20 protein-coding genes are annotated in these 24378 nt (G+C 74.4%); 7 read left to right on the top strand and 13 right to left on the bottom strand.

Features of this window, described 5'->3' with window-relative positions; all coding sequences use genetic code 11:
- The first annotated feature begins 2 nt into the window (after positions 1 to 2).
- Positions 3 to 530, top strand: a complete 528-nt coding sequence (locus tag ACIP4O_RS20255) for a GNAT family N-acetyltransferase (protein WP_401576189.1) — start codon at positions 3 to 5, stop codon at positions 528 to 530.
- Here ACIP4O_RS20255 and ACIP4O_RS20250 read toward each other — a convergent pair.
- Positions 521 to 1567 carry a cytochrome P450 gene (locus ACIP4O_RS20250; protein ID WP_401576187.1) on the bottom strand — a complete coding sequence of 349 codons (1047 nt, stop codon included), beginning with the start codon at positions 1565 to 1567 and terminating at the stop codon, positions 521 to 523. The two genes, ACIP4O_RS20255 and ACIP4O_RS20250, sit on opposite strands and share 10 nt — an antisense overlap.
- A gap of 143 nt (positions 1568 to 1710) precedes the next feature.
- Complete coding sequence (locus ACIP4O_RS20245) at positions 1711 to 1791, bottom strand: tryptorubin family RiPP precursor (protein ID WP_218105334.1); 81 nt, start codon at positions 1789 to 1791, stop codon at positions 1711 to 1713.
- A gap of 617 nt (positions 1792 to 2408) precedes the next feature.
- Between ACIP4O_RS20245 and ACIP4O_RS20240 the strand changes: the two genes are divergently transcribed.
- Both ACIP4O_RS20240 and ACIP4O_RS20235 read left to right on the top strand, forming a co-directional pair.
- On the top strand, positions 2409 to 4232 hold the full coding sequence (locus ACIP4O_RS20240) for an AMP-dependent synthetase/ligase (protein WP_361321262.1): 1824 nt from the start codon (positions 2409 to 2411) through the stop codon (positions 4230 to 4232).
- A gap of 228 nt (positions 4233 to 4460) precedes the next feature.
- Positions 4461 to 5246, top strand: a complete 786-nt coding sequence (locus ACIP4O_RS20235) for an aldo/keto reductase (RefSeq protein WP_401576259.1) — start codon at positions 4461 to 4463, stop codon at positions 5244 to 5246.
- 72 nt (positions 5247 to 5318) lie between these two features.
- Here the strand turns inward: ACIP4O_RS20235 and ACIP4O_RS20230 are convergent, their stop codons facing one another.
- Together ACIP4O_RS20230 and ACIP4O_RS20225 are read right to left on the bottom strand one after the other, a co-directional pair.
- Positions 5319 to 6035 (bottom strand): class I SAM-dependent DNA methyltransferase, encoded by a 717-nt coding sequence (locus ACIP4O_RS20230; RefSeq protein WP_401576185.1) that lies wholly within the window; start codon positions 6033 to 6035, stop codon positions 5319 to 5321.
- Between the two features lie 2 nt (positions 6036 to 6037).
- Positions 6038 to 6349, bottom strand: coding sequence for a 4a-hydroxytetrahydrobiopterin dehydratase (locus tag ACIP4O_RS20225; RefSeq protein ID WP_401576184.1), 312 nt, complete (start codon positions 6347 to 6349; stop codon positions 6038 to 6040).
- Between the two features lie 247 nt (positions 6350 to 6596).
- Here ACIP4O_RS20225 and ACIP4O_RS20220 point away from each other — a divergent pair, with 247 nt between their 5' ends.
- Positions 6597 to 7826, top strand: a complete 1230-nt coding sequence (locus ACIP4O_RS20220) for a chitinase (protein ID WP_401576182.1) — start codon at positions 6597 to 6599, stop codon at positions 7824 to 7826.
- Between the two features lie 92 nt (positions 7827 to 7918).
- On the opposite strand, the gene ACIP4O_RS20215 is transcribed toward ACIP4O_RS20220, so the two are convergent.
- From ACIP4O_RS20215 to ACIP4O_RS20195, 5 genes are all read right to left on the bottom strand, one after another.
- Positions 7919 to 8410 carry a DUF4396 domain-containing protein gene (locus ACIP4O_RS20215; protein ID WP_401576180.1) on the bottom strand — a complete coding sequence of 164 codons (492 nt, stop codon included), beginning with the start codon at positions 8408 to 8410 and terminating at the stop codon, positions 7919 to 7921.
- 101 nt (positions 8411 to 8511) lie between these two features.
- Entirely contained in the window at positions 8512 to 11991 is a 3480-nt protein-coding gene (locus tag ACIP4O_RS20210) for a phosphodiester glycosidase family protein (protein ID WP_401576178.1), read from the bottom strand.
- A 180-nt stretch (positions 11992 to 12171) separates the two neighbouring features.
- Positions 12172 to 12597 carry an OsmC family protein gene (locus ACIP4O_RS20205; protein WP_361321274.1) on the bottom strand — a complete coding sequence of 142 codons (426 nt, stop codon included), beginning with the start codon at positions 12595 to 12597 and terminating at the stop codon, positions 12172 to 12174.
- 100 nt (positions 12598 to 12697) lie between these two features.
- Positions 12698 to 14821, bottom strand: coding sequence for an alkaline phosphatase family protein (locus tag ACIP4O_RS20200; RefSeq protein ID WP_401576176.1), 2124 nt, complete (start codon positions 14819 to 14821; stop codon positions 12698 to 12700).
- Positions 14822 to 14933: 112 nt separating this feature from the next.
- Positions 14934 to 15338, bottom strand: coding sequence for a hypothetical protein (locus tag ACIP4O_RS20195; protein ID WP_401576174.1), 405 nt, complete (start codon positions 15336 to 15338; stop codon positions 14934 to 14936).
- 167 nt (positions 15339 to 15505) lie between these two features.
- Between ACIP4O_RS20195 and ACIP4O_RS20190 the strand changes: the two genes are divergently transcribed.
- Entirely contained in the window at positions 15506 to 16276 is a 771-nt protein-coding gene (locus tag ACIP4O_RS20190; protein WP_401576172.1) for an MBL fold metallo-hydrolase, read from the top strand.
- 104 nt (positions 16277 to 16380) lie between these two features.
- Positions 16381 to 17031, top strand: coding sequence for a DedA family protein (locus ACIP4O_RS20185; protein ID WP_401576257.1), 651 nt, complete (start codon positions 16381 to 16383; stop codon positions 17029 to 17031).
- 90 nt (positions 17032 to 17121) lie between these two features.
- On the opposite strand, the gene ACIP4O_RS20180 is transcribed toward ACIP4O_RS20185, so the two are convergent.
- The 4 genes from ACIP4O_RS20180 to ACIP4O_RS20165 all read right to left on the bottom strand — a co-directional run bounded on the left by ACIP4O_RS20180 (position 17122) and on the right by ACIP4O_RS20165 (position 22765).
- Positions 17122 to 18399, bottom strand: a complete 1278-nt coding sequence (locus tag ACIP4O_RS20180) for a hypothetical protein (RefSeq protein ID WP_401576170.1) — start codon at positions 18397 to 18399, stop codon at positions 17122 to 17124.
- Positions 18400 to 18462: 63 nt separating this feature from the next.
- Positions 18463 to 19512: an MBL fold metallo-hydrolase gene (locus ACIP4O_RS20175; RefSeq protein WP_401576168.1), complete on the bottom strand. Its 1050-nt coding sequence runs from the start codon at positions 19510 to 19512 to the stop codon at positions 18463 to 18465.
- Between the two features lie 133 nt (positions 19513 to 19645).
- Complete coding sequence (locus ACIP4O_RS20170; protein WP_401576166.1) at positions 19646 to 20992, bottom strand: hypothetical protein; 1347 nt, start codon at positions 20990 to 20992, stop codon at positions 19646 to 19648.
- Between the two features lie 153 nt (positions 20993 to 21145).
- On the bottom strand, positions 21146 to 22765 hold the full coding sequence (locus ACIP4O_RS20165; RefSeq protein WP_401576164.1) for an ABC-F family ATP-binding cassette domain-containing protein: 1620 nt from the start codon (positions 22763 to 22765) through the stop codon (positions 21146 to 21148).
- A 104-nt stretch (positions 22766 to 22869) separates the two neighbouring features.
- Here ACIP4O_RS20165 and ACIP4O_RS20160 point away from each other — a divergent pair, with 104 nt between their 5' ends.
- On the top strand, positions 22870 to 24357 hold the full coding sequence (locus ACIP4O_RS20160) for a bifunctional phosphatase PAP2/diacylglycerol kinase family protein (RefSeq protein ID WP_401576162.1): 1488 nt from the start codon (positions 22870 to 22872) through the stop codon (positions 24355 to 24357).
- Positions 24358 to 24378 lie beyond the last annotated feature (21 nt).

Raw genomic sequence — 24378 nt, 5'->3', positions numbered from 1 at the left:
CCATGCACACAGAGGCGGCGGGGAACAGTACGAGGACGAGCGGCGGGGCCGAGGTCGTGGCGTGGGCGCTGCGCGCCGCCACCGCGGCGGATCTCGACGCGCTCGTGGAGATACGGGCCGAGGTCATGCGCCCGGATCTGGAGCGCCTCGGGCGCTACGACGCGCGCCGGGTGCGGCAGCGGTTGCGGGACTCCTTCTCGCCGGTCCACACCTCGGCGATCGTGTACGCGGGGGCGCTCGCGGGCTGCGTCACGCTCCGGCCCGCCGAGGCCGGCGGCTACTGGCTCGAACACTTCTACCTCGCCCCGCGCCACCAGGGGCGGGGCCTCGGCGGCGCCGTCCTGCGGTCGCTCCTGGGGCGCGCGGACGGGCAGCCCGTGCGTCTGCACGTGCTGCGCGGGAGCGCCGCCCAGCGGTTCTACGCCCGCCATGGCTTCCTCGTCGAGGACGAGGGCCCGGTCGACGTGCTGATGGTGCGACCGGCGGGCGGCGCGCCATCGGGGGCGGCCCGGGCGAGGGCTCAGGGGTGAACGAGGCGGACCCGGTCCACGCCCATCAGTCCGGTGAGCGGCACCCGTGCGCTGCGTTGCCGCGGGTCGACGACCAGGCCACTGGACCGGATCATGTCCAGCAGCGTTTCGGCGAGCGGCATGACCATGTGCCGTCCCCAGCAGCGTTCGGACGCATGCCCGAAAGGCAGATATCCGGGGGTGTTGTCGGGGTCGAGTTCCTCCCAGCGCTCCGGCCGGAATTCCTCCGGGTTCTTCCACAGCGCGGGATCGCGATGGCTGAGGAAAGGGAGCACGAGAACGTCGTCGGCGGGTGTGATGCGGGCGTCGATCGCGGGATATTCGGGCGAGGAATTGCGCAGGACATTCCAGGAGGGGGGCAGCAGGCGCAGGGACTCGTGGACGAGGTGACGGCTCGGCACGTCGGCGGCGAAGGGGGCCCCGAGCCAGAGGGCGTTGGCGACGAGCGTGGAGATCGTGAAGCACACGGGGGCGGCCGTGCGCCGGTAGAGCCCCATCGCGTACCTGCGCTCCTGGTACGTGGCGGCCTCGGCGCTCAGCGCGCCGAGCCGGGTCGTCCCGGTGCGGCGGCGCGGGGCGGGGAGGGCGGCTCCGGCCGCGATGACGGTCCAGGTCAGTTTCGGTGTCAGTTCCAGGGCGCGGTTCATCAGGACGCGCAGCCGGCGCGGGTCCCCGCCGAGGATCAGGTCCCGCAGGTAGACGTGGCCGACGTGGGGCCAGAGACCCGAGAGGTCCGGGTCGCGCGGCGCCTCCCGCTTCAGGGCCGCCCGCACGTCGTGGCCGATGGCCTGCATCTGGGTCGCCGCCCGCTGGTGCGGGATCGCCCGGCCGAGGAGCGGTTTGAAGGTCGGCCGTTCGGTCTTGCCGGCCGGGCGCGCGGCCAGTATCCGGTCGACGAGCGCGGGCCCCGCGACGCCGACCGTGTCGGGCTCGGGACGGAAGAGGTCCGCGCCGAGGTGGTCGCGGAGCAGGGCTTCGAGGGGCGGCGCGAAGCGGGTCTCCCGCTCGTGGGGGCGCGTCGGGGTGTGTGACGTCATCCGTGCAGCTCCAGAAAGCCGGGAGAAGGGCAGCGAGCCGGCAGGGCGGCGGAAGGCCGGAACGGCGGCGCCCGGCGAACCTGTCGCCGGGCGCCGTTCCGGCTCGAAGTTGCGCTCCCGGGAAGAGAACGCGGCCGAGGGGATCAGTACCAGATGTACCAGGCGTGAGCCTTCAGGCTCTTCTGCTGGGACATCTTGTTCTTGAGCGAGAAAAGCAGCCGCATATTCTTTCCTTCTTTCCGGGTGGGCGGTCGAGGAAAACAGCGTGCCTTCCGGTCGATCGATCGGATTTCCCTTCGGCGCGCTGATGATCAGTGAAGACCAGCAATTGATGGCCTGTCAACGCTCATGGGAAGAACTTGACACCACAGGGGCTCTCCGGCCTTTTTCCGGGCCCGGTTGTCCGAAAGACAGCGGCCTGGGTTTATCCGGTCGACGCGGCGGGGAGTTCGTACGGAATCAGCGCTCGGCGCGCCCGGCCCGCCTCGCGCGCCCCCTCTCCTCACCCCCCTCCGCGCGCCCCGGCTCCTCGGCCGGCCGCCACCCACTCCCCCACCTGACACCGCCTCACCTGCGGAAACCCGTGCGGCTTCGGTACAGATTCCGTGGAGGAGGGCCGCGCGGTACTTACTCCTCAGTCAGTAATCCCCCGCGATTCTCCTCACCACCTGTCCCGCTGCGTCCGGGTTGGGGTGGGTTCGCAGGCGGGATTCGGGGCATATGCGGGCGGGACAGGCGTCGTGCGAGGGCTCCCCCGGTCGCCCTTACCTGCGGTAGCGTCTCGGCGCCGCACCCCCGCACCAGCCCGGCGCTGGGGTCCGCGGCGCCACGAGGAGCAGCTTTGCGCGAGTTCAGTCAGCCCCCGCTGACCCGGGCGCGGCCGGTGGGCGGCCTCGCCGACTGTGTCTTCGACCATGCGATCGAGGACCCGGCCCGTGTCGTGCTCGCGCGCAAGAGCGGCGGGCGGTGGCACGACGTGACGGCGGCCGGTTTCCGCGATCAGGTGCTCGCGGTCGCGAAGGGGCTGCTCGCCGAGGGCATCCGCTTCGGGGACCGGGTCGCGCTCATGGCGCCGACGCGGTACGAGTGGACGCTGCTCGACTTCGCGCTGTGGACCGTGGGCGCGCAGGTGGTGCCCGTGTACCCGACGTCGTCGGCGGAGCAGGTGTACTGGATGCTCCACGACGCGCAGGTCTCGGCCGCGTTCGTGGAGCACGAGGACCACGCGATGACGGTCGGCTCGGTCGTCGACCGGCTCCCGCACCTGCGCCGCCTGTGGCAGTTCGACGCGGGCGCGGAGCAGGAGCTGATGGCGGCGGGCGCGGACATCGCGGACGAGGTGGTGCACCGGCACCGCAGAGCGGTCACGCCCGACTCGGTGGCCTCGGTCATCTACACCTCGGGCACGACGGGCCGCCCCAAGGGGTGCGTCCTGACCCACGGCAACTTCATGTTCGAGGCGGACACGCTGCTCGGCGCGTGGGAGCCGGTCTTCACCCCGCACCGCGGCGAGGAGGCGTCGACGCTGCTGTTCCTGCCGCTCGCGCACGTCTTCGGGCGCGTCGTGGAGGTCGCGGCGGTGCGGGGCCGGGTCCGCTTCGGGCACCAGCCCCGGCTCAGCGCCGAGGCGCTCCTGCCCGAACTGGCGGCGTTCCGGCCGACCTTCGTCCTCGCCGTCCCGTACATCTTCGAGAAGATCCACCGTTCGGCGGCGCGCAAGGCGGAGGCGGAGGGGCGGGGCGCGGTCTTCGCGAAGGCGGTCGAGGTCGCGGTGCGGTACGCGGAGGCGCGCGAGCAGCGGGCACTGGGGCTGGGCGGGGGGCCGGGGCCGCAGCTGCGGATGCAGCACCAGCTCTACGACAAGCTCGTGTACGCCCGGCTGCGCGCGGTGCTCGGCGGCCGGCTGCGGTACGCGATGTCGGGCGGCTCGGCGATGGACCGCAAGCTCGGGCTGTTCTTCTCGGGCGCGGGTCTGACGGTGTACGAGGGGTACGGGCTCACCGAGTCGTGCGCGGCGGCGACCGCGAACCCGCCCGGCCGGGCCCGCTTCGGCACGGTGGGACGGCCGTTGCCGGGGACGGCGGTGCGGATCGCGGAGGACGGCGAGGTGTGGCTGCGCGGGGAGCACGTCTTCCAGGGCTACCTCAACACGCCGCGCAGCGGGCACACGGCGCTGCGCGAGGGCTGGCTCGCGACGGGCGACCTCGGGCGGCTCGACGAGGACGGCTATCTCACCATCACGGGCCGCAAGAAGGAGATCCTGGTGACCTCGGGCGGCAAGAGCGTCTCCCCCGGGCCGCTGGAGGACCGGGTGCGCGAACACCCGCTCGTGGCGCAGTGCGTGGTGCTCGGCAACGACCGCCCGTACGTCTCCGCGCTCGTGACGCTCGACGAGGACGCGGTGACGCACTGGCTGGAGATGCGCGGGCAGCCGGTCAGGGAGCCGGCGGCCGTGGTGCGCGACCCGGAGCTGGAGCGGGAGGTGCGGCGCGCGGTCGTCGCGGCGAACACACAGGTCTCGCAGGCCGAGTCGATCCGCACCTTCCGCATCCTGTCCCGCCCCTTCACCGAGGAACAGGGGCTGCTCACGCCCTCGCTCAAGCTCAAGCGCAAGGCGATCGAGGAGACGTACGCGCACGAGATCACGGCGCTGTACCGGGGCTGAGCCCGGACGGCGCCCCGCCGCCCGGCGAGCGCCGTGCCCCCCGCCCCGGGAACACGTGCCCGAGCGCGCGTCGTTAAGGTCGGTGAGTACGTCCGGTACGGTCCGGGCGGGGCGGACGGCGCGGAGGCCGGCCCGTCCCCGTGCCGGCCTATGAGCGCTTAAGGATCAACAGACGCAGTGAGTGCGCACAAGGTGGTTCCCCCGATCGTCCTGAACAACGGCGTCGAGATGCCGCAGCTCGGTTTCGGTGTGTGGCAGGTGCCCGACGACGAGGCGACGACCGCCGTCGGGCTCGCGCTCGACGCCGGCTACCGCTCGATCGACACGGCCGCGATCTACGGCAACGAGCGCGGTACGGGCAAGGCCCTCGCGGCCTCGGGGCTCGCCCGCGAAGAGCTGTTCGTGACGACGAAGCTGTGGAACGAGGAGCAGGGGTACGACGCGACGCTGCGGGCCTTCGACGCCTCCCTCGACAAGCTCGGCCTCGACTACGTGGACCTGTACCTGATCCACTGGCCGTGCCCGTCGAAGGACCTGTACGTCGACACGTGGCGGGCCTTCGAGAAGCTTCTCGCCGACGGGCGCACCCGTGCGATAGGCGTCTCCAACTTCACGCCCGCTCACCTCGCGCGGCTGATCGAGGAGACCTCGGTGATCCCCGCGGTCAACCAGATCGAGCTGCACCCGCACCTCCAGCAGGGCGAGTCGCGCGCCTACCACGGCGAGCAGGGCATCGCGACCGAGGCGTGGTCGCCGCTGGGCCAGGGCAAGGGCCTCCTGGAGGTGCCCGCGCTCGTGGCGATCGCCCAGAAGCACGGCCGCACCCCGGCGCAGGTCGTGCTGCGCTGGCACGTCCAGCTCGGTAACGTGGTCATTCCGAAGTCGGTGACCCCGTCCCGGATCAAGGAGAACATCGACGTGTTCTCCTTCGAGCTGGACGAGGAGGACATGGCCGCGATCCGCGCCCTCAACGAGGAGCACCGGCTCGGCGGCCACCCGGACGAGGTCAACTGACCGAGGCCCGGGGAACGCGGGACAAAGGGGACGCGCGGCCCACGCCGCGCGTCCCCTTCCTCGCTCCGGGACTCAGCCCCGGTTGCGCTTGCGCAGGGCGAGCAGCGTGTACGTCGGGTCCGGGCGGGGCTCGTCCGGGCGGGGCAGCGCTTCGAGGCGGCGGGCCAGGTCCTCGCCGCCCGCCGCGTACTGGCTGCCCTCGCGCACGCGGGCGGCGACCTCGCGGGGGCTGCGGCCCTGGCCGTGCCCGGTGAAGCGGGCCGATCCGTGCGGGCGCAGGTCGTGCGCGGCGGCGAGGGCGGTCACGCGGCCCGCGCCGTCCGGGAGCTCGACGGGGCGGTACGGGGCGAGCAGCGCGTCCATGTCGCTGCCGCGCGCGTGCGCGGCCGACTTGTCGACGGTCGTCACGAACAGGCCGCCGGGGCGCAGGACGCGGGCGACCTCGGCGATGAAGGGCGCGGCGTCGTCGACGAGGTTGAGCAGCCACACGGCGGTGACCGCTTCGGCGCTGCCCGAGGCGAGCGGCAGGGCGCGCGCGTCGGCGCGTACGGCCGCGTCCAGGCGTCCCGCCGCCCGGTGGAGCATCCCCGCGGAGAGGTCCACGCCGAGCACGGTGTACCCGGCCTCGCGCAGGCAGCCGCCGACGATCCCGGTGCCGCAGGCGAGGTCGACGAGGGTGCGGGTGCGGCGCGGCAGGAGTCCCGTGACGGCCTCGGCGGCGGCGCGGGCGCGCGGGAGGCCGCCCCTGCTCTCGTCGTAGCGGGCGGCCTCGTCGTCGTAGTCGAGCATCCTCAGCCCCGCACCCCATGGGCGGCGGAGAGGCCCTCGATACGGCGCGCGAGCGTGACGTCGAGCGCGGTGATCCGCCCGCCCGCGCTGTGCGTGTGGGTGGCCACCTCGACGGTGTTGTAGCCGAGGGTGAGGTCGCCGTGGTGGTCCATCTCCTCCTGGACGGAGGCGATGTGCAGCACGAAGGCGGCCGCGGCGAGGTGGCTGGGGAGGCGGTAGAGGCGGGTGAGGCGGTCGTCCTCGGCGCTCCAGCCGGGCAGGCCGGCGAGGGCGGTGCCGATCTCGGCGGCGGGCAGCGGGCTGGCGGCGGGCATGGCTGCTCCTCGGGGGGTACGACCGGCCGGGGGACGGGCCGGTTGATGCCGGGTCAGGTTACCGGCCGGTCCGTGCGAGTGGCCGGGCGGGCACGCGGGGCCGCCGGGTGACGCCTCCTCGGGCCCCCGGGACCGGGACTTCCTTCGCCCCCGGGTCAAGACTTTCCCTTGGTCTAGTCCAATCCATTGACGTGTTCGCTACAACGGCGGGAAAGTGAGGCGCCTCTTCACCCCCTGGGAGATCCCCGTGAGACGTCTTCGTGCCCTGTTGTGCGGCGCCGCCGCCTCCGCGCTCGCCGCCGCCGGGCTCACCGCGCTGCTGCCGGCTTCGGCCTCCGGCGCCGAGAGCGCCACCCTGGACAAGCGCTGGTACGCCGCCGCGCCCTACCTCATGCCCCTCGACAACGACCCGCCCAGCGCCACCGCGATCATGGACGCCTCCGGGCTCAAGGCGTTCCAGCTCGCGTTCATCCTCGCTCCGAACGGCGGCGGGTGCAGCCCGACCTGGGACGGCACCGCGCCCGTCTCCTCGGACACCGCCGTCGGCTCCGTCATCAGCGCGATCCGCGCCAAGGGCGGTGACGTCTCCGTCTCGATCGGCGGCTACGGCGGCACCAAGCTCGGCCAGGCCTGTACCGACGCCGCGTCGACCGCGGCGGCGTACCAGCAGGTCATCACGAAGTACCAGCTCAAGGCGATCGACTTCGACCTGGAGGAGCCCGAGTACGAGAACACGGCGGCCATCGCGCGGGAGATCGGCGCGGCGAAGATCCTCCAGAAGAACAACCCGGGGCTGTACGTCTCGGTGACGACGGCCGGGACGGCCGACGGCACGGGCTGGTTCGGCAAGCAGATGCTGAACGAGGCGAAGGCGCAGGGCTTCACGCCGGACAACTTCTCGATCATGCCGTTCGACGGCGGCTTCAACGGCGCGGCCTCGCAGACCGCCGCGCTCACGGCCTTCAACGGCGTGCTGCGCTCGACCTTCGGGTGGAGCGAGGCGACCGCGTACGCGCACGAGGGCTTCTCGGGCATGAACGGCCGCAGCGACACGGGCGAGTACTTCACCCAGGCCGACTTCCAGACGGTCCTGGACTACGCGAACGCGCACGGCATGGCCCGCTTCACCTTCTGGTCCCTCAACCGCGACCGGCAGTGCAGCCCCGCCGACAACGGCGGCAGGACCAGCGGCACGTGCAGCAGCGTGCCGCAGTCCGCGTGGGACTTCGCCAAGTTCTCCGTGAAGTTCGCGGGCGCGACCCCGCCCACGAACCCGCCGACCGACCCGACCGACCCGCCCACCGACCCCGGCACGGGCCAGTGCGTGGCGGGTGCCTGGAGCGCGAGCGCGGTGTACGTCAAGGGCGACAAGGTCACCCAGGACGGGCACACGTGGGAGGCGAAGTGGTGGACGACGAACGAGAAGCCCGGCACGACGGGCGAGTGGGGCGCGTGGCAGGACGACGGGCCGTGCTGAACGAGGCCTGAGCGGGACCGGGGCACACCCGGGTACGGGGGCGGGGGCGACCACACGGCATGTGGTCGCCCCCGCCCCCGTACGACACTCCTTCAGTGCTGGTGGTGCGCGTGGACCACCGCGTGACCCTTGCCGCGTCCGATCATCCAGCGGTTGACCGGTGTCGTGACGAGGAAGGCGAGGGCGAGGGAGCCCGCGAGCGAGAGCCAGAACAGGACATCGGCGAGGCCCGCGTCCATCGCGCCGGGGACCGCGACCATCGCCGTGTTGTCGATCAGTTCCATGACCGCGATCGAGACCGTGTCGGCGGCGAGCGCGACCTTGAGGGCGGCGCGCGGGCTCAGCCCGGCGCGCAGGACGCCGCGCATCGTGAGCGCGTAGCCGAAGACGAAGGCGAGGACGATCGAGAGGGCGACGGTCGCGCCGTTGTGGAGTCCGGCCGCCGTCCCGATCACCATGCCGAGGATCTCGCCGATCGCACAGCCGGTGAGGCAGTGCAGAGTGGCCTGCGCGGCCAGGGACCAGGGCGTGCCGGACCAGCCGGCGGGGCCTTCGGGCGTGGCGTGGTGGCCTTCGTGGTCCATCGCGCTCCCCCTTCTCGTGCGTCGTACGGGTGGCTTCCGCGAGGGAGAACACCATACCCCCCTGGGGTATTCCCGAGGGGGGTATGGACGCGGTGCGCGGGTCAGCGCCGTACGGTCACCCGCGCCTCGGCGCGTACCCCCGAGACGGTCACCGCCAGCGTGACCGTCCCCGGGCGCAGGGCCGTGAGCCGTCCCGTCGCCGGGTCGTACGCGGCCGTGTCACGCGGTCCCGCCGTGCGCGCCGGGCCCAGGTGCAGGCCGCGCGAGGCGGACCAGTCGGCGCTGACGGGCCAGCCGAGCGGGACCGTGCGCGTGCCCTGGGTGAGGCTCGCGGTGACGGTCGCGCCCGTGCCGGGCGTGAGGCGCGCGGGCGCTTCGAGCCGCAGGGCGTCGGTGTGCGGGCGGGTCTGGACGCCGAGCCAGCCCTCCGGGAGCGCGTCACCCGGACGCGCCGCTCGGTCGACGCCGAGAAGGCTCCAGCCGGTGAAGCCGCCCTCGTCGGCGGGCGTCGCTGGATTCTTTCCCGAGTTGCCGTTGACCAGGTAGGGGACCCCTTCGGCGTGCGAGGCGTCGAAGGTGCCGACGTGCCCGGCGACGTACGCGACGCCCTTGCCGCTCGTGCGCCGGAAGTCCGCGAGCCACGACTCGACGAGCGCGGCCTCCTTGCGGTCGCCGAGCTGACTGCCCTTCTGCGGGGTCGGGTCGCGCGGCGGTACGTGGGCGACGACGACGACCGAGTCGACCGCGCGGTCCTTCGCGGCCGCGTCCAGGGCGGCGCGCAGGCGGCCGAGTTGCGCGAAGTCGGAGACGCGCAGCCCGAGCCCGGAGGTGTCGAGGGTCAGGAAGCGGGTGCCCTTGTGGTCGAAGGTCTGCTCGGCGGCGCCGAACTCCTTCGTGAAGTTGGCGATCGAGCCGCCCATGACCTCGTGGTTGCCGGGGACGTAGTGCCACGGCACGGCGTCGCCCAGTTCCTCGTCGAGCATCCGGTGCGCGAAGGCCAGGTCCTCGGGAGAGCCCTCGTCGACGAGGTCCCCGTCGATGATCAGGAAGTCGGGCTTCGCCGCCTTGATCTCGCGCAGCGTGCGCCGTGCCTGGACGGCGTTCTCGCCGTCGGGGTCCCTCGCGACGAACTGCGCGTCGGACATGACGGCGAACCGCCAGTCCTTGCCCTGGACGTCGCGCGCGGTCGTGATCAGCCCGTCGTGCGGGCGGGTGCTCGCGGGCAGGTCCACGGCGGGCGGGACCTGCGCGGTGAGGCCGTCGAGTTCGACCTCGCCCGTGTACTGCTTCGTCGCGTCGGTCTCGGCGAGGTAGAAGCGGAAGACGGAGACGGGGTACGCGACAGACTGCGGCACCGGGAAGGTCACCTTCTTCCACCCGGTCCAGTCGACGTACGGGCCGCGCAGCAACTGGTCCGTCCCGGTCGCGTCCTTGAGGTGGAGGGTCGCCCAGGCGCCGTGTCCGTCGCCCTTGAGCCACAGCGTGAACGCCTGCGGCTGTCCGGGCACCGCCAGCGAGGCGGGCGGGCTCGCGTAGGCGGCGCGGGTCGCCGTCGACTGCGTGAAGTCGTACGTCATGCGCAGCCCGGTGCCGTCGTGGCTGTCCGCGACGGCGGCGAGCGAACCCGCGGCGCGGGCCTGGCTGAACGCCCAGTCGGCCGCGTCGTCGAAGCCGGTGAGGGCCTGGTCCGTGAGCCCGGCGGAGACCGCGAGGGCCGTGGAGTGCCCGGCGACCGTCGCGGTGACCGTGCCCGCCGCGCCCTCCGTGCGCGCCTTGACGGTGAAGCCGTCGGCGTCGGCGGTGATCGTGAACAGGTCGTGGTCGTAGGCGAGCCGGACGTCGGAGGGCTCGACGGGGGCGCTGTTCCCCTCGACGTCGAGCCCGGTGACGCCGAAGCGGGCGCTCGCCGTGGCGTCGGGGAGCGAGAGGCGGCGGGTGCCGGTGTCGACGCGGTCGAGGGGGCCGAGGACGGTGAGCTTCGTGGCGCCCTTGGCGCCGCCCCTGCGGGCGGTGATCTCGGCGGTGCCCGGCGTGCGGGGCGCGGTGTAGCGCCCGTCGCGGTCGACGGAGCCCGCGCCGCGCACCGTCCACACCGGGGCCCCCTTCGCGGGCCCGTACGTCTCGTCGTACCCCTCGGCGGTCAGTTCGCGGTGCAGCCCGGGGAAGACGCGGTCGGGGTGGCCGCCGGCGACGGGGTCGGCGGTCGGGGCGCCGAGCGGGTCCATCGCGGTGCTCACCCAGTAGCCCGCGAGGCGGCCCGAGCCGTCGGGCGCGGTGAGCACGAGGCCGTTGGGGACGGGGCGTTCGGTGCCGTCCGAGGGCTGGTTGCCGACCTGGAGCGAGTCGGTGCCGGGGGCGCGCGCGAGAAGCGTGGAGGAGCCGCCGCCGTCGAGGTTGACGGCGTTGTAGGCACCGGCCTTCTTCAGCATCAGGCCGAGTTCGGTGAGCGTGACGCCGCCGCTGTCGGCCTGGCGGCCGTCCACGGAGACGACGTGCAGCGTGCGGCCGTCGCGGCTGAAGCCCACGGCGGTGCGGGGCGCCGCCGTGTCGTTGCCCTCTCCCGTGTGGTCGACGGGCTCGCCGTCCGTCACGAGGTACTCGTTGGCGCCGATCGCCTCGCGCGGCGGCGCGGAGCCGTCGCCCGTGCGCGGGTGGTAGCTCCAGCTCACGGGCGCTCCCTCGGGCAGCGCGCGCAGCGCCTCGGCGCCCTTGCCCGCGCCGACGAGCGCGGTCGCCCCGGCGGGCAGGCGGCCACTGCCGGGCTGGTGCGCGGTGTCCGTCGTACGGCCCTTGACGACCGTCACCTCGGCGCTGTCGGAGGCGCTGTTGACGGTCAGGGCGCGGTCGGCCTCGCCCCACCCGGCCGTGTAGGCGCCGATGCCGTCGGCGGGGACGTCGGCCGCGTTGAGCGCGGCGAGCGGGCGGTCGCCCGAGGGGAGCGTCAGGGTGCCGTCGAAGTAGAGGTCGAGGACGCGGCCCGCCTGCGCGGCGTCGAAGCCGATCGCGCGGGTGTGGGACGGCTGCGGCGAGTTGAGGAGCGCGCCCGCGTGCAGCCCGGAGCCCTCGGGGGCGCCCGTCTCGTTGATGTCGAAGAAGTCGCCGTTGAGCGCGGCGACCGTGCGCCGCCCCTTGCCCGGGTCGTGTCCCGCGGCGAGCGCGGAGACGGGCTCACGCGTGGAGACGCCCTTCGCCGAGCTGAGGTACTGGGCGCGGACGGCGGTGCCGAGGTCGGCGGAGAGCTCGTGGACGCGCAGCCACTTGTCGCTCTCCAGGCGGTCGTAGGAGGTGAGGGAGGTCCCCGGCGCGAGCGGGCGGCTCGTGCGGGCGGTCTCCAGGCCGTCGCTCTCGGGGTACGTGCGCGGAGCGGGCGTGTCCGTGGCGGCGAGGGCGCTCGCGGGGGGCGGGGCGGCGGGGCCCGCGGTGGGGGGCGGGGCCTCGGCGGGTGCGGGCTGTGCCGCGTAGGCGCTCTGGAGACCGGCGCCGGTGCCGAAGAGGGCGAGCGTCAGGGCGAGGGCGCTGAAGGTCCTGGAGCGGGGGATCGCGGAGCGGGGGGTTCTGGAGCGGGTGGGGCGTGGGGGCACGTAACTCCTCCTCGGGAGGGCCCCGGAGGTGGGGCCGCACCTCACCTTGGCGCGTCCGGCTCCTCCGCACCAGGGATGCCAGAGGACGCACCATTGAACAGTGCGTGACGCGCCCGGTCCCGGCTGCCCCGTGCGAGGAGGGGCGGCCGGGACCGGGCGCGGCGGGCGGGTGAGGCCCGTTCAGCAGAGCTTCGCCGAGAGGGTGATGGTGGTGCCGGCCAGGGCCTGGCTCACCGGGCAGTTCGCCTTGGCGTCGTTGGCGGCGGCGGTGAAGGCGGCCTCGTCGATGCCGGGCACGGTGCCCTCGACGGAGAGGTGGATGCCGGTGATGCCCGTGCCGGGCTGGAAGGTGACGTCCGCCGACGTGATGAGGCGGGTCGGCGCGTGACCGGCCTGGGTGAGGCCGTTGGAGAGCGCCATCGAGAAGCACGAGGAGTGCGCGGCGGCGATGAGCTCCTCCGGGCTGGTCTTCCCGTTCGGCTCCTCGGCGCGCGAGGGCCAGGAGACGGGGGTCGAGCCGACGCCGGAGGAGTCGAGCGTGACGGTGCCGCTGCCCTTGAGCAGGTCGCCTTCCCAGACAGTGTGCGCGGAACGAGTGGTGGCCACGGTGCGGTCCTTTCGCGAGCGGGGGCCCCGGGGCTCGCGCGAACGAGGCCCGGGGCGGGGCCGGTCCGCCCCGGCGGGGGGCGGGCCGTGGCCTATACGATCACATTCCGCCCGCGCGAGGCGGAGTTGGCGGCACCGGTACGGGCGCGGCAGCGGCCTCGGCGGGGCGGCTGGGCAGCGGGATCTGCGGGCCGTGGCTCTCGCGCAGCCAGCCTCGCAGGACCTCGTGCACCCGCTCGGCGCCGACGAGTTCCGCGCCCTCGGCGACCGGGGGGCTCAGCGCGAGCGGCGAGAGCAGGAACGGCCGGGACTGGTCGCCGCCGAGCCCGCCGTGCGAGCCGATCTGTTCCTCGAAGGCGAGGACTTCACCGGTCTCCGGGTCGTACCAGGAGTTGACCATGATGTCCGCGCAGTGCGGGAAGGAGTCGGTGCGCCGCACGGCCTCCGCCGCGCCGGGCCCGAAGACGGCGAGCGGGCCCAGCTCCTCGGCCGTCGGATGCGCGCCGAGGTCCCGCAGGCGCACCTCGGCCCCGTACGCGCCGAGCACGACGCCGCCGTGCTCCTCGTCCCGTACGAGCAGGAAACCGACCCCCGGGTGGTGCGCGAGCGTCGAGAGGAGCGCGGGGTGGCGGCGCTCGATCTCCTGGCGGGTCATGCGGTGCGGGACGTCGGGGAAGGAGACGAGACCGAGGTTGCCCGAGGCGAGGACGACCGGCTCGGAGCGGCGCGGTGAGGCGTGGTGCTCCTCGGCGCGCTCCTCGACGGGGCGGTGCAGCGCCGCCCGGACCGCGGCGCGCGCCTCGTTGCCCGAGTGCGTACGGCGCACCTTGCGCGGCACGGGCAGTCCGCAGCCCGCGCGGACCAGTTCGCCGAGGCTGAGCCCGTACCGCATCCGGAAGGTCTCGCCGGGGCTCTGGCCGTGGTCGGACAGGAGGACGATCCGGTAGGGGCGCGGGGCGAGTTCGGCGACCTTGAGGACGAGCGCGAGGGAGCGGTCGAGGCGGCGCAGGATCTGCTCGGCGTCGCGGCTGCTCGGGCCCGAGTGGTGGGCGACCTCGTCGTAGGCGACGAGGTCGGCGTAGATCGCGGTGCGGCCCGCGAGCAGGTCGCCCATGACGGCCGCGACGACGACGTCCCGTTCGACGACGGTCGCGAAGGCGCGGACGAAGGGGTAGAGGCCGCCGCGTCCCATGCGGGGGCGTTCGCGGCGCAGTCTCGCGCGCGTGGACTGGCACATCTCGCGGCCGACCTCGGCGACGAAGGACAGGGCGGTGCGCACCGCGTTCGCGGGGTCGCTGAAGTACGCGAAGTACCCGGCGCGCGAGCGGGTCTCCTTACCGCGGCGCACCGCGACGGACAGGACGAGCGCGAGCTGGTCGGCGCCGCCGCCGAAGAGGTTGCCGCGGCTCGCGCCGTCCAGGCTCAGCAGGCCCGAGTCGCCGGTGCGCTCGACGGCCCGGCGTTGCAGCTCGGCCGCGCTCGCCGGGCGGTTCGACACGACGACCTCGCGGGTCTCCTTCTCGTACCAGCGGAAGGCGGGGACGTCGAAGTTGCTGCCGTGCAGGATGCCGAGCTGGCTCGCGCCCGTCTGGCTCGACCAGTCGGTGCGCCACGGCGTGACGCGGTGGCTCGGGAAGCCGCCGAGGAGTCCGGCGACGGTCGGCATGACGCCCTTGCCGACCGCGTCCATGAGGACGTCGTGGCCGAGGCCGTCGAGCTGGAGGAAGACCGTGCCCGGCGGGGCCGGGGTGCCGCTGGGGCGGCCGTAGCGGCGGTAGGCGAGGCGGTGGAGGCGGCGGCGGTAGGCGTTGTCGTCCCGTACCGCGAGCGCGCCCCCGGTCGCCGAGGCGACGGCCGACATGACGGCGGCGACCACGACGGCGGTCTCCGGGTTGACCTCGCCCCTGTTGACCGGGACGAGCCGCAGCGCGAGGAGCAGCAGCGAGCCGTTGAGGAAGAAGACGAGCACCGCGAGGACGAAGGCGGGCACGAGCAGCAGCGTGCGCACGAGCAGCGGCCACACGAGGGCGCCGAGCAGCCCGAAGACCCCGGCGCCGAGCGCGGCCGTCATGGCGATGCGCGTCGCGCTGTCCCCGTCGGGCGACTGGAGCTTGAAGTCCGGCAGCAGTCCGGCGAGCACCAGCATCGTCAGGGTGCTCACCCCCCAGACCGCGAACATCCGCAACACGGCGCTCCCGGCCCCGCGCCACCTCTCCTCTTTCACCGCTCACCTTTTCCTCACGCGGTCCGCGCGGAATGCCCTCGGACCGTCCCCCCACCTTCGCACACCCCGTTCGGCCGGCTTCCCGCCCGTCGCGGGGTCGTGGCCGGGGAGTTCAGCGGCCGTCGTAGCCGGCGGTCGGCATGGAGAGCCTGCGGTGGATACGGGCCTTGTGGGCGGCGTCGTAGCGGGGCTCGGGGAGCGCGGCGAGCGCGAGCGGGATGCCCCGCAGCTCGCACAGGGCGCGGAACTCGTCCGCCGGGCGCACCGCCTCGGCGAGCGCCGCCGCCTCCGCGACGACGAAGAGATCGGCCTCGCCGCTGTCGACCGGGTCCCACAAGGCCTCGTGCGCGGGGGCGAGGCCGTGCGCGAGCACTTCCCGCACGAGGGTGTGCCCGCGCTCGGCCGCCCACTGCGCGCAGTGCGCGAACTGACTGCGGATGTCGACGAGGTACGGCTGCGTGTCGAGCCGTTCCAGGGGTACGAGGGCGGCGATCGCCACCGCGCGGTGCCCGTTCACAGCACTCCCCCGTTCCGCTCCGGGGCCGGTGTTCGCCACCCCGTGTGGGACGGCGCCCGCGGGGCACTCGTCCGGATGAGTGCCGACTCTACTGGAGCCCTTAGGCTCGACGGGAGCCCGCGGACGGCGAAGCGGCCCCGCGGCGGTGGCGAGGAGGAGCGGCGACGGTGGAGATCACCTGGTGGGGACATGCGACCTGCACCGTGGAGGACGCGGGGACACGGCTCCTCACCGACCCGGTGCTCGTGCGGCGGCTCGCCCACCTGCGGCGCCGTCAGGGCGCGCTGCCCCCGCCCGTCGTGCTGCGCGCGGACGGGGTGCTCGTCTCGCACCTGCACAGCGATCACCTGCACGTGCCCTCGCTCGCGCGCCTCGCGCCCGGGACGGTGGTGCTGCTGCCGCGCGGCGCGCTGCGGGCGGTGCCGGGGCTCGGGCGGCGGCTCGCGCGCCTCGAACTCGTCGAGGTCGCCCCGGGTGACAAGCAGCGGATCGGCGGGCTCGACATCCGCGCGGTCCACGCCCGGCACGACGGGCGGCGCTTTCCCGTGGGCCGGCGCCAGGCGCCCGCGCTCGGCTACGTCATCAGTGGCACGGCGCGTACCTACTTCGCCGGGGACACCGGGCTCTTCTCCGGGATGGCGCGCGAGACGGGCCCCGTCGACGTCGCGCTGCTGCCGGTGGGCGGCTGGGGGCCGGGGCTCGGGCACGACCACCTCAATCCGGAGCGCGCCGCGCTGGCGCTGAGCGATCTGCGGCCCCGCGCCGCCGTGCCCGTGCACTTCGGCACGTACTGGCCGATCGGCCTCGACGCGGTGCGCCCGCACGAGTTCCACTCGCCCGGCGTCGACTTCGTACGACAGGCGGCGCAGCTCGCGCCGGACGTCGCGGTGCACCTGCTCGGGCACGGCGAGAGCGTGCGCCCCCAGGTGGCGCGGTGACCGGGCGCGGGGCGGCCTGGGACCTGGCCGTGGACAACGCGCGGGGCGCGGCGTGGGACGGGGCGCGGGCGCTCTCGCAGGCGGCGGACCGCGTCGCGGACAAGGTGCCGGGGGTGACGCAGCAGGCGGTGGGCTATCCCTCGCTCTTCCTGCTCGTCCTGCTCGGCGCGCTCGTCCCCGTGATACCCACCGGTGTGCTCGTCAGCTCGACCTCGGTGGTCGCCCTCCACCACAACCCCTTCAACCTCCTCCTCGTCTTCGGGACCGCCGCGCTCGCCGCGTTCCTCGGGGACGTGGCGCTCTACTGGCTCGGGCAGCGCGGGATGCGCTCGAAGAACGGCTCGCGCTGGCTCGACGCCCTGCGCGACCGGGCCCCCGCCGACCGCCTGGCACAGGCCCGGCGCGGCCTGGAGAACCGCCGCATCCCGCTCCTCGTCCTGTCGCGCCTCGTCCCCGGCGGCCGTATCCCGGTCATGCTCGCGTGCCTCATGGCGAAGATGCCGCTGCGGATCTTCGTACGCGGCAACGCTCCGGCGTGCCTCGCCTGGGCGCTCACCTACCAGCTCGTCGGCATCCTCGGCGGCTCGCTCTTCCCCGAGCCGTGGCAGGGCGTCGTCGCGGCGGTCGCGCTGACGCTGCTGATCAGCGGGGGACCGCCGGTGTGGCGGCGGCTGCGCGGGGAGCGGGGCGCGGACGAGGGCGACGCGCCCCCGGCGGGCACGGAGGACACGGAGGAGGGGCGGGCACGGGCCTGAGCGCGTACGGAGGCGGGGCGGGGAGCCCGCGGGGCGTGTCGCCCGTCCTCGTAGCGGCCGCGGCCCCTGCCGCCCCCGTCCCCGTTCCCCTCAGCTCTTGGCGGCCGAGTCGCCGAACTGGAGCTTGAGCTGCGCCTGGATCTGCTTCTCGATCTCGTCGCCCATCGGGCCGTTCTCCCAGTCGGCGCCGAACTGCTTGTCCATCTCCTTGCGGAGCTGCTTCTCGAACTCCTGGCGGAAGGCGGGGTCGTTCTTGAAGGAGTCCTCGTCGAAGGCTTCGCCCATGTCCGAACCGTTGAGGAGCGCCTCGGGGTCCAGGCCGAAGGGGGCGCCGTTCTTGCCCTTCGGCATCTCGGTGGCGTGCGAGGGAGCCACGACCTTGCCGGGGTCCGTGAAGCGCAGGACGACGTCCAGCTTGTCGGTCTTCTTGATGCCGTCGCCCGGCTCGGCGAGCTGGGTCGTGTCGAAGGTGAGACCGGAGAGGCGGCCGTCCTCGATCCCGAAGTCGACGCCGATCTTCTTGTTCGGGACGTCCTTGAGGTCCTTGTCGCTCGGCATGCCCCGCAGCGTCCCGGCCGGGAGCTTGTCGGAGACGTCCTGGACGGCGCCGAGGAGGTCGCTCAGCAGGGCGCGGGCGGGGGCCTTGGCGAGGATGTGCCGGGTCCCGTCCTTCTCACCCTTGTCGGTGAAGGTGACCCGGCGGGTGACGATCGAGGAGAGGTCGGTCTTGAGCTTGTCGACGGTCTTGGGGTCCAGCTCCTCGTCGCTCTTGTCCTTCTCGCCGGCCGCTCCCTTGAGCGCCTCGGTGCCGGTCTTCACCCACTTCCCCTCGAACAGGTCGCTGATGGCGCCCATCCCGGCCGGGGGCTTCGAGTCGGCGGGGAGGGGGCTGTCGAAGGTCTTGCCGAGCTGGTCGAGGTCGGCGCGCAGGTAGAGGGTCTTGTCGATCATCCGCAGATCGAGCAGCTCGGCGCCCTTGCCGGAGCCGAGCGTGACGGCGACGGACTTCATGTCGTCCTGCTCCGCCTCGGCGAGCGGCTTCGTGGCCTGGACGGTGACCGCGACGCGCAGCTTGGAGACGTTCTTCGCCGCGGTCGCCGACATCTTGTCGGCGGGGTCGTCCTCCGCGGTCAGGCGCTGGAGCACCCGCGGATCGGCGTCGAGCCCGAACTCGACCTTCAGCGCGTTCTGCTCACCGAGCTTGTCGGCGGCCTTCTGGATCTTCTGCGCTGCGCTCAGGTCCTCGACGGTGCCGCAGGCGGCGATGCCGGTTAGGGCGAGCGCGGCGGAGGTGGCGACGACGAGCGTGGTACGGCGTGCGGCGTTAATGGTCTTCCCCTGTCTTCGTGGTACACACAGAAGACTCACCACAGCTTCACACGGTTGTGCGAATACGAGACTACGAACGCGTAACGACCCGCGCGCGAGGGTTCACCGCGTCCCCGTCCCGCTCTCCGGCAGCCGTTCCAGGACGCGCGAGGCCCCCACCGGCAGGTCCCACAGATCCGCGCGAGGGCGCCCCGCCGCGAGCCAGGCGGCGCGCGTGCGCAGGAGCGGTTCGAGCACGGGCTCGGCGGAGAGCAGGAAGGTGCCCCAGTGCATGGGGGCCATCCGGGCCGCGCCGAGGTCGCCCGCGGCACGTACCGCCTCCTCGGGGTCGCAGTGCACGTCCCCCAGGCACCAGCGCGGGTCGTAGGCGCCGACCGGGAGGAGCGCGAGGTCGATGCCGGGCAGGCGGCGGCCGATCTCGGTGAAGGCGGGGCCGTAGCCCGTGTCGCCCGCGAAGTAGAGGCGCGGGCCGTCGGGAGCGGTGAGGACCCAGCCGCACCACAGGCTGCGGCACGTGTCGCCCAGGCCGCGTTTGGACCAGTGGTGCGCCGGTACGCAGTCGAAGCGGACGCCGTCCAGGACGGCGGCCTCCCACCAGTCCAGTTCGGTGACCCGCGTGAAGCGGCGCCGCCTGAACCATGGGGCGAGCCCGGCGGGGCAGAAGACGGGCGTCGTCCGGGGCAGGCGGCGCATCGTGGGGGCGTCGAGATGGTCGTAGTGGTTGTGGCTCAGGACGACAGCGTCGACGCGGCCGAGCGAGTCCCACGGCACGCCGACGGGAGTGACGCGGGCGGGGGTGCCGAGGATGCGGCGCGACCACACGGGGTCGGTGAGCACGGTGAGCCCGCCGATCCGTACGACGAAACTCGCGTGCCCGGCCCACGTGACGGCCAGCTCACCGGGGCGGGGCACCGGCGGCGGCGCGGGCGCGCACGGGATGCGCGGCACGTCCACGAGCCCTGCGGGCGCCGGTCGTACGGCGCCCTCGCGCACCAGCCGCGCGTACTCCCGCAGCCCGGGCAGCGGCGCGCTGAGCCGGTCGCGGAAGTCCCGTGGCCACACGCGGCGTTCGCCGAGCGGGCGGGGCTCGGCCGGCGGGGGAGCCGCCGGGCGTGCGGGGGGTCGCGGGGGATTCGGCGGCGCGGGGGTCATCCGAGGCCCTCGCTCTCACCGGCCGCGGCCTCGGTCGCTCTCACCGGAGCGCCCGCCCCCGGCCGCCTTCCGGCCCCCGGCGCAGCCCCCGGGCCCTGGCACCGGACGGCCGGCATCGCGCGGGGGCCCACGTTCATTCCACTCCCTTCCCGGTGCGGGCGTCGCTGCCACCACCGGCGTCCGAGTCCGTGCCCGCGCCTGGGCCCGAATCCGTGCCCGAGTCCGTGCCCGTGCCGCCGCGCCGGCGCCTCGTTGTCGGGGCGTGCGGCGGCTCGGCGGCGGCGAGGTCGCGCAGGACGGCTTCGAACATGCTCAGGGCCCGGCGCGGGTCCGGCAAGGCGAGCGGGTCCGGGGCGGTGAGCGCGGGCTCGCGCGCGGTGGGTGAGGCGCCGAGCAGCCCCGCGGTCGGCACGCGCAGGCGGAGCGCGGTGAGCGGATCGCCGAAGCGGTGGCCGCCGTGCACGGGGAAGGGGAGCCGCGCGCCGAGGTCGGCTTCGAGGTCGAGGGCGTCGAGTACGCCGCGCGCGGCGAGGGCCTCACGGAAGGGGCCGAGGTCGACGAGGAGGGAGTGCCCGGCGCGCGGCGACAGCGCGAACGCCCCCGCCGCCGTGGCGCGCGCGTGGGCCGCACGGGCGATCAGGCCGTGCGCGTGGGCGATCGCGCGGGTCCGCTCGCGTGGCGCCGCCGGTTCGGTGAGGGCGTGCGCGGCGGGGGCGAGGAGCGGTGCGGCCGGGTGGGCGCCCGTCACGGTGAGCGCGTCGGCGGTACGGGCGCGCAGCGCGAGGCCCGCGGGGGTGGCCGGGAAACGGGCCAGGGCGAGGGGCCAGTCGGCGGGCAGCAGCGCCCCGGAGAGGTCGGTCAGGACGACGACGTCGTCCGGATGGGCGCGCGCGGGGCCCGGGACAAGGTGGTGCGGGGAGTGCCGGGTGTCGCGCAGCGTCTCGTCGACGACGACGGTGAGCCCGCCCCCGGCCGCCGCTTCGAGGGCCGCGTCGACCGCCTCGGGCTCGGGCACGGTCCCGGTCGGGTCGTCGACGAGGCCGAGGACGAGCACGCGCGGATCGCCGCCCTCGCGCCGCACCCGCCGCACGGTCTCCAGGAGCGCGTACGGGTCGGGGACGCCCCCGTACTCCGCCGGCGTGGGCACGGGGTGGGCGGTGCGCCCGAGCAGAGGGGCCTGCGGCAGCCACCAGGCGGCGCAGGGGCGCGGTACGAGGACATCGCCGCCCCGGGCGGCGAGCAGCGCGAGGAGCAGGGCGGCCCCGCCCGGCGCGAGCAGCACCCGGCCCGGCTCCGTACCGAGCCCGCGCCGCTCCCAGTATCCGCACGCGGCGGCCACGACGTCCGCGCGAGCGGCCGGCGCCGCGAGCCGCTCACGCAGCCCGGGAGCGGGCGCGAAACCGGAACCCGCCGGGAAGGACGCGAGGAAGCCCGCCCCGTCGCCGCTCCCGCCCGCGTCCCGCCGCTCGCCACCGCCCACTCCCCCACTGTGCCGTGCCCGCGCGCGGCCCGCACCGGGAGTGCGCCCGGGGCGGGGAACAGCGGGGGCAGGAGCGGCAGGGGCACGAGGCGGGCCCCCGCGCCGCGCCGGTACGCCCGCCACCACCCCCGTACCGCCGCGGCCCGCCTCCTCCTACCGCGCCCGCGCGACCCGCCGTTCGTCCCACACCGGCTCGGGCGTCTCGCGGACGCGGCCGTCCTCGCCGAAGACGAGGTAGCGGTCGAAGGAGCGGGCGAACCAGCGGTCGTGCGTGACGGCGAGGACCGTGCCCTCGAAGGCTTCCAGTCCCTCCTGGAGGGCTTCGGCGCTCTCCAGGTCCAGGTTGTCCGTCGGCTCGTCGAGGAGGAGCGCGGTCACGCCCTCCAGTTCGAGCAGGAGGATCTGGAAGCGGGCCTGCTGGCCGCCGGAGAGGCGTTCGTAGCGCTGCTCGGCCTGTCCCGTCAGCTCGTAGCGGCGCAGCCGTGACATCGCGGCGCCCCGGTCCTTCGCGTGCTCGTTCCACAGGATGTCGAGGAGTGTGCGTCCCTCCAGTTCGGGGTGCGCGTGGGTCTGCGCGAAGTGCCCGGGGACGACGCGGGCGCCGAGCTTCCACGTCCCCGTGTGCGCGACGTCCTCGCCCGCGAGGAGGCGCAGGAAGTGCGATTTGCCCGAGCCGTTGGAGCCGAGGACCGCGACGCGCTCGCCGTAGAAGACTTCCAGGTCGAAGGGCTTCATGAGCCCCGTCAGTTCGAGCTTCTCGCACGTCACGGAGCGCACCCCGGTGCGCCCGCCGTGCAGCCGCATCGTGATCTCCTGCTTGCGCGGCGGCTCGGGCGGCGGGCCGGCCTCCTCGAACCTCCGCAGCCGCGTCTGCGCCGCGTGGTAGCGCGAGGCCATCGCGTCGCTGTTCTTCGCGTACTGGCGCATGTCCAGGACGAGCTTCTTGAGCTGCGCGTGCTTCTCGTCCCAGCGGCGCCGCAGTTCCTCGTACCGCTCGAAGCGCTCCTTGCGCGCCTCGTGGTACGTGGCGAAACCGGCGCCGTGCGTCCACACCTCGGCGCCGTCCGCGCCGGGCTCGACGCTGATGATGCGGCGCGCGGAGCGGTTGAGGAGTTCGCGGTCGTGGCTCACGAAGAGGACGGTCTTGCGGGTCTGTTCGAGCTGTTCCTCCAGCCAGCGCTTGCCGGGCACGTCGAGGTAGTTGTCCGGCTCGTCGAGGAGGAGGACGGCGTCGGGGCCGCGCAGCAGCGCTTCGAGCACGAGCCGTTTCTGCTCGCCGCCGGAGAGCGTGCGCACCTGGCGCCACTGCGCCCGCTCGTAGGGGATGTCGAGCGCGGCGACCGTGCACACGTCCCACAGCGTCTCGGCCTCGTAGCCCCGCGCCTCCGCCCAGTCGGAGAGGGCCTGCGCGTACGCGAGCTGCGCGGCCTCGTCGTCGACGGTCATGAGCGCGAGCTCGGCCTCGTCCACGGCGCGCGCGGCCTCGCGGATACGCGGCTGGGCGACGGAGACGAGCAGGTCGCGCACGGTGGACTCGTCGCGTACGGAGCCGACGAACTGCGGCATGACGCCGAGCCCGCCACTGGAGGTGACCGCGCCGCCGTGCGGCTGGAGTTCACCGGAGAGCAGGCGCAGGAGCGTCGTCTTGCCCGCCCCGTTGGGACCCACGAGGGCTGCGACGACGCCCTCGCCGATGCGGAACGACACGTCCCCGAGCAGCGGCCTCCCGTCGGGAAGGAAGTACTCCACGTGACCGGCTTCGAGATGTCCCATGCCGGGCATTGTCCGCGTCCGTCCGGGTGCCGGGCAAACTCATTTCGGGTCGCCCCGCGCAGGTCGCCAGGGGTGAGGCGGGGCGGTCGGGGTACGTGTGCGCCATGACCGCAGACGTCACACCCTCGCCCTGGCGGGACCGGCTCACCTCGCTCGACTCCACCGTCTTCCGGGTCGCAGCGACCCACCGCTGGCCGGGCGCCGAGCAGGTGCTGCCCCGGCTGAGCCGGTCCGCGAACCACGGCGTGCTGTGGTTCGCCGCGGGGGCCGGGCTCTACGCGACGCGCTCCCCGCGCGCCCGCCGCGCCGCCGTGCGCGGCCTCGTCTCGCTCGGGCTCGCCTCGGCGACCGTCAACACGATCGGCAAGCGCGCGGTGCGCCGCGCCCGGCCGCTGCGCGACGCGGTGCCGCTCGTACGGCAGCTCAAGCGCCAGCCGCTGACGACCTCGTTCCCCTCGGGGCACGCCGCCTCCGCCGCCGCCTTCGCGGCCGGGGTCGCCCTGGAGTCCCGCGCGCTCGGCGCCCTCGTCGCCCCCGTCGCCTTCTCGGTCGCCGCCTCGCGCGTCTACACGGGGGTCCACTACCCGAGCGACGTCCTCGCGGGCGCCGCGCTCGGCGTCGGCGCGGCACTCGCCGTACGGGGTCTCGTGCCCACGCGCGCCCAGATGCCGGTGCCCGCGCGCCTCACCGTGGGCGCGCCCCGGCTGCCGCGCGGGGCCGGGCTCGTCGTCGTGGTGAACACGCGCGCCGGCTCGCCCGACCGGGTACGGAGCCTGCGCGACGCGCTGCCCGAGGCGGAGGTCGTCGAGTGCGAGGGCCCGGCGCTCGCGGACGAGCTGGAGAAGGCGGCGCGGCGGGCGACGGCGCTCGGCATCAGCGGCGGTGACGGCTCGATCAACACGGCGGCGGCCGTCGCGCTGCGGCACGGGCTGCCGCTCGTCGTGCTGCCCGGCGGAACGCTCAACCACTTCGCGTACGACCTCGGGATAGAGGATGTACGGGACGCCTACCGGGCCGTCGAGCTGGGCGAGGCGGTGCTCGTGGACGTGGGGCGCTGGCGCACCGAGTGCCGCGACGCCGAGGACGGCTGGGCCTCGGGGCTCTTCCTCAACACGTTCAGCCTCGGCGTGTACCCGGAGCTGGTGCGGGAGCGCGAGAAGTGGTCGGGCAAGCTCGGCGGCCGGCTCGCCGACGTGGTGGCGGCCGTGCACGTGCTGCGCCGCGACCGCCCGCTCCTCGCGGACATCGGCGGCCACCGCGAACCGCTGTGGCTCCTCTTCGCGGGCAACGGCCTCTACGGCCGCCCGGGGCTCACCGCGGGCCGCCGCACCGACCTGGCCGACGGCCTGCTGGACGTCCGCACGGTACGGGGCGGAGGCCGCCCCTCGGCCCGCCTCCTCGGCGCGGCCCTGGCCGGCCCCCTCACCCGCTCCCCCTTCCACGCCGCCCGCCGCCTCCACCGCCTGCGCGTCACGGGCATCGAGCCGGGGACGCCGCTGGCGCACGACGGCGAGGTGGCGGAAGCGGGCAGCGTGGTCGAACTGGACAAGATGCACGAGGCGTTGACGGTGTACCGGCCGATAGACGTGTGAGGGCGGCTCCCTCGGTCCCGG

It is taken from the genome of Streptomyces sp. NPDC088923, from assembly GCF_044749745.1.
Taxonomy (GTDB): Bacteria; Actinomycetota; Actinomycetes; order Streptomycetales; family Streptomycetaceae; genus Streptomyces.
Note: the sequence above shows the minus strand (reverse complement) of the source record. Positions and strands in the feature narration are given on the sequence as shown.